The sequence below is a fragment of the Thiomonas sp. genome (genome assembly GCF_054608695.1).
Map to the genome: position 1 here is coordinate 20,695 of NZ_JBTRXV010000055.1, position 7,336 is coordinate 28,030.

6 protein-coding genes are annotated in these 7,336 nt (G+C 67.7%); 2 read left to right on the plus strand and 4 right to left on the minus strand.

The annotated features are described in order from the left end of the window. The first annotated feature begins 26 nt into the window (after positions 1-26). On the plus strand, positions 27-545 hold the full coding sequence (locus ACYCUK_RS15950) for an FKBP-type peptidyl-prolyl cis-trans isomerase (protein WP_461595676.1): 519 nt from the start codon (positions 27-29) through the stop codon (positions 543-545). An 11-nt stretch (positions 546-556) separates the two neighbouring features. Here the strand turns inward: ACYCUK_RS15950 and ACYCUK_RS15955 are convergent, their stop codons facing one another. Genes ACYCUK_RS15955 through alaS form a run of 4 tightly spaced genes read right to left on the minus strand, consistent with a single transcriptional unit; the run spans position 557 to position 5,562 of the window. Further along, positions 557-1,108, minus strand: coding sequence for a DUF2062 domain-containing protein (locus ACYCUK_RS15955; RefSeq protein ID WP_461595677.1), 552 nt, complete (start codon positions 1,106-1,108; stop codon positions 557-559). Between the two features lie 19 nt (positions 1,109-1,127). Beyond that, the gene (gene dut, locus ACYCUK_RS15960) at positions 1,128-1,580 is read right to left on the minus strand and encodes a dUTP diphosphatase (RefSeq protein ID WP_461595678.1); all 453 of its coding nucleotides are present in this window, start codon (positions 1,578-1,580) and stop codon (positions 1,128-1,130) included. After that, positions 1,577-2,797 carry a bifunctional phosphopantothenoylcysteine decarboxylase/phosphopantothenate--cysteine ligase CoaBC gene (gene coaBC / locus ACYCUK_RS15965; RefSeq protein ID WP_461595679.1) on the minus strand — a complete coding sequence of 407 codons (1,221 nt, stop codon included), beginning with the start codon at positions 2,795-2,797 and terminating at the stop codon, positions 1,577-1,579. The genes dut and coaBC overlap by 4 nt, the downstream gene beginning before the upstream one ends. A gap of 2 nt (positions 2,798-2,799) precedes the next feature. Beyond that, positions 2,800-5,562, minus strand: coding sequence for an alanine--tRNA ligase (gene alaS, locus ACYCUK_RS15970; RefSeq protein WP_461595680.1), 2,763 nt, complete (start codon positions 5,560-5,562; stop codon positions 2,800-2,802). A 226-nt stretch (positions 5,563-5,788) separates the two neighbouring features. On the opposite strand from alaS, the gene ACYCUK_RS15975 reads away from it, so the two are divergent. Beyond that, entirely contained in the window at positions 5,789-7,279 is a 1,491-nt protein-coding gene (locus ACYCUK_RS15975; RefSeq protein ID WP_461595681.1) for an NAD-dependent succinate-semialdehyde dehydrogenase, read from the plus strand. Positions 7,280-7,336: the final 57 nt, after the last annotated feature.

Here is a 7,336-nt window from a genome sequence, read left to right on the forward strand (position 1 = left end):
ACAGCCGCATTCAGCACGTTTCCACCATGCAAGCCGCCCCCGATACCGTCGTGTCCCTGTCCTGGCATCTGACCGACGCGCAGAACGAACCCATTGCCGAGCATGAAGACGGCACGGACTTTTACGTCGGCGGTGCCGATCTGCTGCCCGCCATCTCGCAAGATCTGATGGGCAAGCAGGTTGGCGACAGTGGTCAATTGCAGATCGAACCGCATGATGCTTTCGGCGACTATGAGCCCGATCTCCTGCGCCTCGAAGAGCGCAAGCTGTTTCCGGACGTGCTTGAGCCCGGCATGCAGTTCGAGCATCTGCCCGCTGGCTGCGCACCGGGCGCGCCAGGCGCCTTGTATACCGTGACCGACATTGCCGACGACAAGGTGGTGCTCGATGGCAACCACCCGCTGGCCGGCATGGCCTTGCGCGTGCACTACACCATTCTGGAAGTGCGCGAGCCCGACCCGGACGAGCGCGAGGCGCAAAGCGCCCACCTCGACGATGTCGACAGCGGCATGTTCTTCGCCGGCATGCCCCGCAACGTGAACTAGCGCCGCCGGACTCAGCGGCCGAGACGCGCCGCGCGGCGGCGGCTCCATTGCAGGCGTATGGAGCAGTTCCATCCCACCCGCACCACGGTATACCCGACCAGCGCGAGCAACACCGCCAGCAGCGGCAACCCCACGAGCAGAGGTTCGCCCAGGCCGATGGCCCAATGCATCAAGGCGCGTGTGGAATCGACCACCCGGGTCCAATCGAATTGCGGCAAGGGCGCCAGCGCATTGCGGCCGTTCATGCCGGTGGCCCAGCTGCCCAGCTTGTAGGCCGCCAGGTACAGCGGCACGATGGTCAAGGGGTTGGAGTACAGCGTGGTGACCAGGGCGATGGGAAAGTTGCAGCGCAACAGCACGGCGAGGATGCCTGCGGTGAGCATTTGCAGGGGTCCCGGAATCAGCCCGCCGATCATGCCTGCGGCCACGGCGAGCGCCACGCTGCGCCGATGCAGGCTCCACAGTGCGGGATGCGCCAGATACTTGGCAAACGGCCGCAGCAGCGCGTGCTCGCGCATCGCGTCGAAACGCGCAGCGATGGCACGGGCGTACTTGCGGGCCATGCGTGGCGACGAGCCGGGCTCAGCCCTTGCCGGTGGAGCCGAAACCGCCTTCGCCACGCGCGCTCGGCGTGAAGGCGTCGACCACCCGCCACTGCGCCTGCACCACCGGCACGATGACCAGTTGTGCGATGCGCTCGAAGGGCTGCACGGTGTAGGGCTGCGTGCCGCGGTTCCAGCAGCTCACCATGAGCGGGCCCTGGTAATCGGCATCGATGAGCCCCACCAGATTGCCCAGCACGATGCCGTGCTTGTGACCCAGGCCGGAGCGCGGCAGGATGATCGCGGCATACCCCGGGTCGGCGACATGGATGGACAGACCGGTTGCGATCAACTCGGCCTGGCCGGGCGCGAGCACCAATGGCGCGTCGATGCAGGCGCGCAAGTCCATGCCGGCGGCCCCGGGGGTGGCGTAAGCGGGAAGTTGTTCGCGCAGGCGAGGGTCGAGCAGGCGGACTTCGATCGGCAGGGTCATGGATGGGGCTTGGAACAACTGGGAAGACGGAGCGCGATTTCACTGACGATGCGGCGGCCCAGTTCCAGCTTGCTGGCGCGCGGCAGCTCGGTGGCGCCATGGGCGTCGACCAGCACGCAGGCGTTGTCGTCGCGGCCAAAGGTTTGCGGGCCGAGATTGCCCACCAGCAGCGGCACGCCCTTGCGCTGGCGCTTGGCCTGGGCGTTCGCCAGCAGGTCGTCGGCCTCGGCGGCGAAGCCCACGCAATAGGGCGCATCCGGCCGGGCGGCAATCTCGGCCAGGATGTCGGGATTGGTGTCGAGTTGCAGCACCGGCGGCTGCTGATCGGGCTGCTTTTTCAGCTTGCCGGCATGCGCCTGCGATGGCCGCCAATCGGCCACGGCGGCGGCGGCGATGAGCGCATCCACCCCCGGCAGCGCGGCCAGCACTGCGGCACGCATCTGCAAGGCCGTTTCCACCGGCAGCAGGCGCACGCCATAGGGCGGCGGCAAAGCCGTGGGGCCGGCCACCAAGGTGACTTCAGCGCCCTGCTCCCAGGCGGCTCGCGCCAAAGCCCAGCCCATCTTGCCGCTGGAACGATTGGTGAGGCCACGCACGGCGTCCCAAGGCTCGAAGGTGGGGCCGGCGGTGATGAGCACCCGCCGCCCGGCCAATGCCTTGGGCTGGAACAGGGCTTCCAGTTCGAGCATGATGTGTTCGGGCTCGATCATGCGACCCTCGCCCACCTCGCCGCAGGCCTGCTCGCCGCTGGCCGGGCCGGCCATGCGCACACCGTCTTCACACAGGCGCTGCACATTGCGCTGCACCGCCGCGTTGGCCCACATCTCGCGGTTCATCGCCGGGGCGAACACCGTGGGCACGGCGCCACGCGCCAGCACCAGGGTGGAGAGCAGGTCGTCGCCCAAACCGTTCGCGGCCTTGCCGAGGCAGTCGGCGCTGGCCGGAGCCACCACCAGGGCATCGGCGGCGCGCACCAGGTCGATATGGTCCATGCCGTTGGCCGCCAAAGGCTGCCACTGGTCGGTGGCCACCGGGCGGCCCGAGAGCGCCTGGAACGTGGCCGGCCCGACAAAATGCGTGGCCGCCGTGGTCATCACCACTTGCACCTGGTGCCCGGCCTTGGTCAGGCCGCGCACCAGTTCGCAAGCCTTGTAGGCTGCCACGCCACCGCTCACACCCAGAAGGATGTGGCGGGATTGCGGGATGGGGTTGATCACGCTCAGGCCGATTGCGCCACCAGGCGCTGCGCGACGAATGCGTGCCCGGCGGCGAGCGCGGCGTCCACCGCCTGCGGCCGGCTGCCGCCGGCCATGGCGAAGTCCGGCCGGCCGCCGCCCTTGCCGCCCACTTGCTGCGCGGCGATGCTCACCAGTTCGCCCGCCTTGATGCGCGCCGTCAGGTCCGGAGTGACGCCGGCAGCCAGTTGCACCTTGTCGCCCTCGGTGCTGGCCAGCAGCACCACGGCGGACTTGAGCTTGGCCTTGAGCTGATCCACCACACTGCGCAGCGCCGTGGCATCGGCACCATCCAGGCGTGCGGCCAGGAACTTGACGCCGCCAATGTCCTGCGCCTGCGCGGCCAGTTCCACGCCGCGCGAGGCGGCGTGCTGGGCCTTGAGCGCAGCCAGGTCTTTTTCCAGTGCGCGCAACTGCTCCAGCAACTGCGTGGCGCGGGCATCGAGTTCGTGTTCCGGGGTTTTCAGCAGGGCCGCCAGCGCCGCCAGTTCGCTGCTCTGGCGCTGGCCCAGTTGCAAGGCGTTCATGCCGGTGGCGGCCTCCACGCGGCGCACGCCGGCCGCCACTGCACCCTGGCTGATGATGCGCAGGCTGCCGATGTCGCCGGTGCGCGCCACGTGGGTGCCGCCGCAAAGCTCGCGGCTGTCGCCGATGTCGAGCACGCGCACGACGTCGCCGTACTTTTCACCGAACAGCATCATCGCGCCGGTTTTCTTGGCGTCTTCGATCGGCAGCACCCGCGCCTGGGTGGCGGCGTTGTGCAGGATCTGCTCGTTCACCCAACGCTCGATGCGCTGAACGTCCTCGGCGGAAATCGGCGCGTCGTGGGCGAAGTCGAAGCGGGTCTTTTCGGCATCGACCAGCGAGCCTTTTTGCTGCACATGCTCACCCAGCACCAGGCGCAGCGCCTTGTGCAGCAGGTGGGTGGCGCTGTGGTTGCGCATGGTGGCGTGGCGGCGCTCGGCGTCCACCCGCGCGGCCACGGTTTCGCCCACACGCAGGCTGCCCACTTCGAGCCGGCCATGGTGGCCGAAGACATCGGCCTGGATTTTTTGGGTGTCGGCCACGAGAAAGCGCAGGCCGCAGGCATCACCCTCGAACAGCACGCCGGCGTCGCCCACCTGGCCGCCGGACTCGGCATAGAACGGCGTGCGGTCGAGCACCACCACACCCTCCTCGCCTTCATCCATGCGCGGCACCGAAGCGCCGCCCACGTACAGCGCCAGAATCCTGCAGGCGTCGAGTTGCAGATGCTCGTAGCCCTGGAATTGGGTGGCGGCGCCGCTGTAGTCGAGATTGCCGGTCATCTTGAACTTGCCGGCAGCACGCGCCTGCTCGCGTTGCCGGTCCATCGCAACGTCGAAACCGACTTCGTCCACCGCCACATCGCGTTCGCGGCAGACGTCGGCGGTCAGGTCGAGCGGGAAGCCGTAGGTGTCGTAGAGCGCGAAAGCCACGTCGCCCGAGAGCGTGGATGCGCCGCGCGCGCGCATGGCGTCGAGTTCGGCTTCCAGGATGCGCATGCCGTTTTCCAGCGTCTCGCCAAAACGCTTCTCCTCGGCTTCGAGGGTGTCCTGAATGCGGCTGGAAGCCTGCGCCAATTCGGGATAGGCCGCGCCCATCTCGGCCACCAGATCGGGAACGAGTTTGTGGAAAAACGGTTTGTGCTGGCCCAGCTTGTAGCCATGGCGCAGCGCGCGGCGGGTGATGCGGCGCAGGACATAACCGCGGCCTTCGTTGCCGGGAATCACGCCGTCGACGATGAGAAAGGCGCAGGCGCGGATATGGTCGGCGATCACCTTCAGCGACACATGGCCGAGATCGGCGCAACCCGTTTCGCGTCCGGCGGCCTGGATGAGTTTCTGGAACAGGTCGATCTCGTAATTGCTGTGCACATGCTGCAGCACCGCGGCAATGCGCTCCAGCCCCATGCCGGTGTCCACGCAGGGACGCGGCAACGGTTTTTGGGCATAGGTGGTCAGCTTCCAGGCGTCGCCCTGACGCGCGACGAGGGCGATGGTGCCGGCGCGCTCGGCATCGGCCTTGGCGGCCTGGGCCTCGACCTCGCTGGCGAAGCTCGTTTCCTCGGCCACGCTGCGCTCGTACTGCATGAACACCAGGTTCCAGACCTCGATGTAGCGGTCGCCATCGCCCTCGGGCGAGCCGGGCGGGCCGCCCCAGACGTCCGGGCCGTGGTCGTAGAAGATTTCGCTGCAGGGCCCGCAGGGGCCGGTGTCGGCCATCTGCCAGAAATTGTCGGAGGCGTAGCGCGCGCCTTTGTTGTCGCCGATGCGCACGATGCGCTCGATGGGCACGCCAATCTCCTTCGCCCAGATGTCATGCGCTTCGTCGTCCTCGGCGTAGACCGTGACCCACAGCTTGTCGGCGGGCAGTTTGTACGCGGTGGTCAGCAACTCCCAGGCGTAGCGGATGGCGTCGCGCTTGAAATAGTCGCCAAAGCTGAAGTTGCCCAGCATCTCGAAAAACGTGTGGTGGCGCGCGGTGTAGCCGACGTTTTCCAGGTCGTTGTGCTTGCCGCCGGCGCGCACGCAGCGCTGCGCCGTGGTGGCGCGGGTGTAGGGGCGCTTGTCCTGGCCGAGGAACACGTCCTTGAACTGCACCATGCCGGAGTTGGTGAACAGCAGCGTCGGGTCATTGCCCGGCACCAGGGACGACGACGGTACGCGGGTGGAACCCTGCGACTCGAAATAAGCCAGAAATTTTTCGCGGATGTCGGAAACGTTCATCGAAACACCTGAATGGAGTCGGCGCATACGGGGGCTGCCACGCGCAAACCCGCACCGACGAAACCGCGATTTTAGGCGCCGGCCCCATCTTCGGCAGGCGCTGCGACAGGCGGGCATGCCGGGGTTGCGCAGTGGTTGACCGATCTCGCGCCATGTGGTGCTGTGCAAGGCGGCCCGCGCGGGACTAAATTGACGTTTGGTCCCGTTCACACACCCGACAAGCACCATGGATACTGCCACCTCGCCTCTTGCCCTGCTGCAAGACCCCAGCCTGTTGAAGACCCAGGCCCTGATCGACGGCCGCTGGGTTGACGCAGCCAACACCGTGCCCGTCCACGACCCGGCCAATGGCCGGCTGCTGGCCCGGGTTCCGCGCCTGGGCGCGGCCGAAGCCGAAGCGGCGATTGCCGCCGCCGACCGGGCCTGGCCCGCATGGCGCGCGCAACCGGCGAAACAGCGCGCTGCGGTGATGCGCCGCTGGTTCGAGCTGCTCATCCAGCATGCCGACGACCTGGCCCGCATCATGACCGCCGAGCAGGGCAAGCCGCTGGCCGAGGCCAAGGGCGAAGTCGTGTACGGCGCCAGTTTCGTCGAGTGGTTCGCCGAGGAAGCCAAGCGGGTGTATGGCGAAACCATCCCCAGCCCCGACGCCACCAAGCGCCTGCTGGTCATTCGCCAGCCGGTTGGCGTGTGCGCGGCCATCACGCCGTGGAACTTCCCGCTGGCGATGATCACCCGCAAGGTGGCGCCTGCCCTGGCCGCGGGTTGCCCAGTGGTCATCAAGCCGGCCGAGCAGACGCCGCTGACGGCCTTGGCGGCTGCCGAGTTGGCGCTACGCGCCGGCATGCCGCCGGGGGTGCTGAACATGCTGACCAGCGATGCCGAGGGCTCGGTCGAGATTGGCAGTGTGCTGTGCGCCAGTCCGGTGGTGCGGCATTTGTCGTTCACCGGGTCCACCGAGGTCGGGCGCATTCTCATGGCGCAATCGGCGCCCACCATCAAGAAGCTGAGCCTGGAGTTGGGCGGCAATGCGCCCTTCATCGTCTTCGACGATGCCGATGTGGACGCTGCGGTGGAAGGCGCGATGCAGAGCAAATACCGCAATGCCGGCCAGACCTGCGTGTGCGCCAACCGCCTCTACGTGCAGGATGGCATCTACGACGCCTTCGTCGGCAAGCTCGCCCGGCAAGTGTCGGCCATGAAGGTGGGCGGCGGTTTCGACACCGGGGTGCAGGTCGGCCCGCTGATCGACGCCCAGGCGCTGGCCAAGGTGCAGCGCCATGTGGACGACGCCGTGGCCAAGGGGGCGAAGGTGTTGACCGGAGGCAAGACCCTGGACAGCGGCTCGGGCGGGCGCTTCTACGCCCCGACCGTGCTGGCCGAGGCCAGCGCGGGCATGCTGTGCGCCCGCGAGGAAACCTTCGGCCCGGTAGCGCCGGTGTTCCGTTTCAAGACCGAGGAGGAAGTCATCGCCGCGGCCAACGCCACTGAATTTGGTCTGGCGGCCTATTTTTTCAGCCGCGATGTCGGCCGCATTTTCCGCGTCGGCGAGGCGCTGGAATACGGCATGGTGGGCGTCAACACCGGGCTCATGTCCAACGAGGTGGCGCCGTTCGGCGGGGTCAAGCAATCGGGCCTGGGCCGCGAGGGTTCGCACCACGGCATCGAGGAGTACGTCGAGATGAAATACCTCTGCCTGGGCGGCATCGACCGCTGAGTCCGGCTGGTTCTGCGGCGCACCCTGAGGCCGTGGCCTCAGGGTGTGCCACCACCC

Excerpts from the sequence above, each read along its gene's own strand:
- ACYCUK_RS15955 (WP_461595677.1), bottom strand. The coding sequence starts at position 1,108 with ATGGCCCGCAAGTACGCCCGTGCCATCGCTGCGCGTTTCGACGCGATG.
- alaS (WP_461595680.1), bottom strand. The coding sequence starts at position 5,562 with ATGAACGTTTCCGACATCCGCGAAAAATTTCTGGCTTATTTCGAGTCG.
- dut (WP_461595678.1), bottom strand. The coding sequence starts at position 1,580 with ATGACCCTGCCGATCGAAGTCCGCCTGCTCGACCCTCGCCTGCGCGAA.
- ACYCUK_RS15975 (WP_461595681.1), top strand. The coding sequence starts at position 5,789 with ATGGATACTGCCACCTCGCCTCTTGCCCTGCTGCAAGACCCCAGCCTG.
- ACYCUK_RS15950 (WP_461595676.1), top strand. The coding sequence starts at position 27 with ATGCAAGCCGCCCCCGATACCGTCGTGTCCCTGTCCTGGCATCTGACC.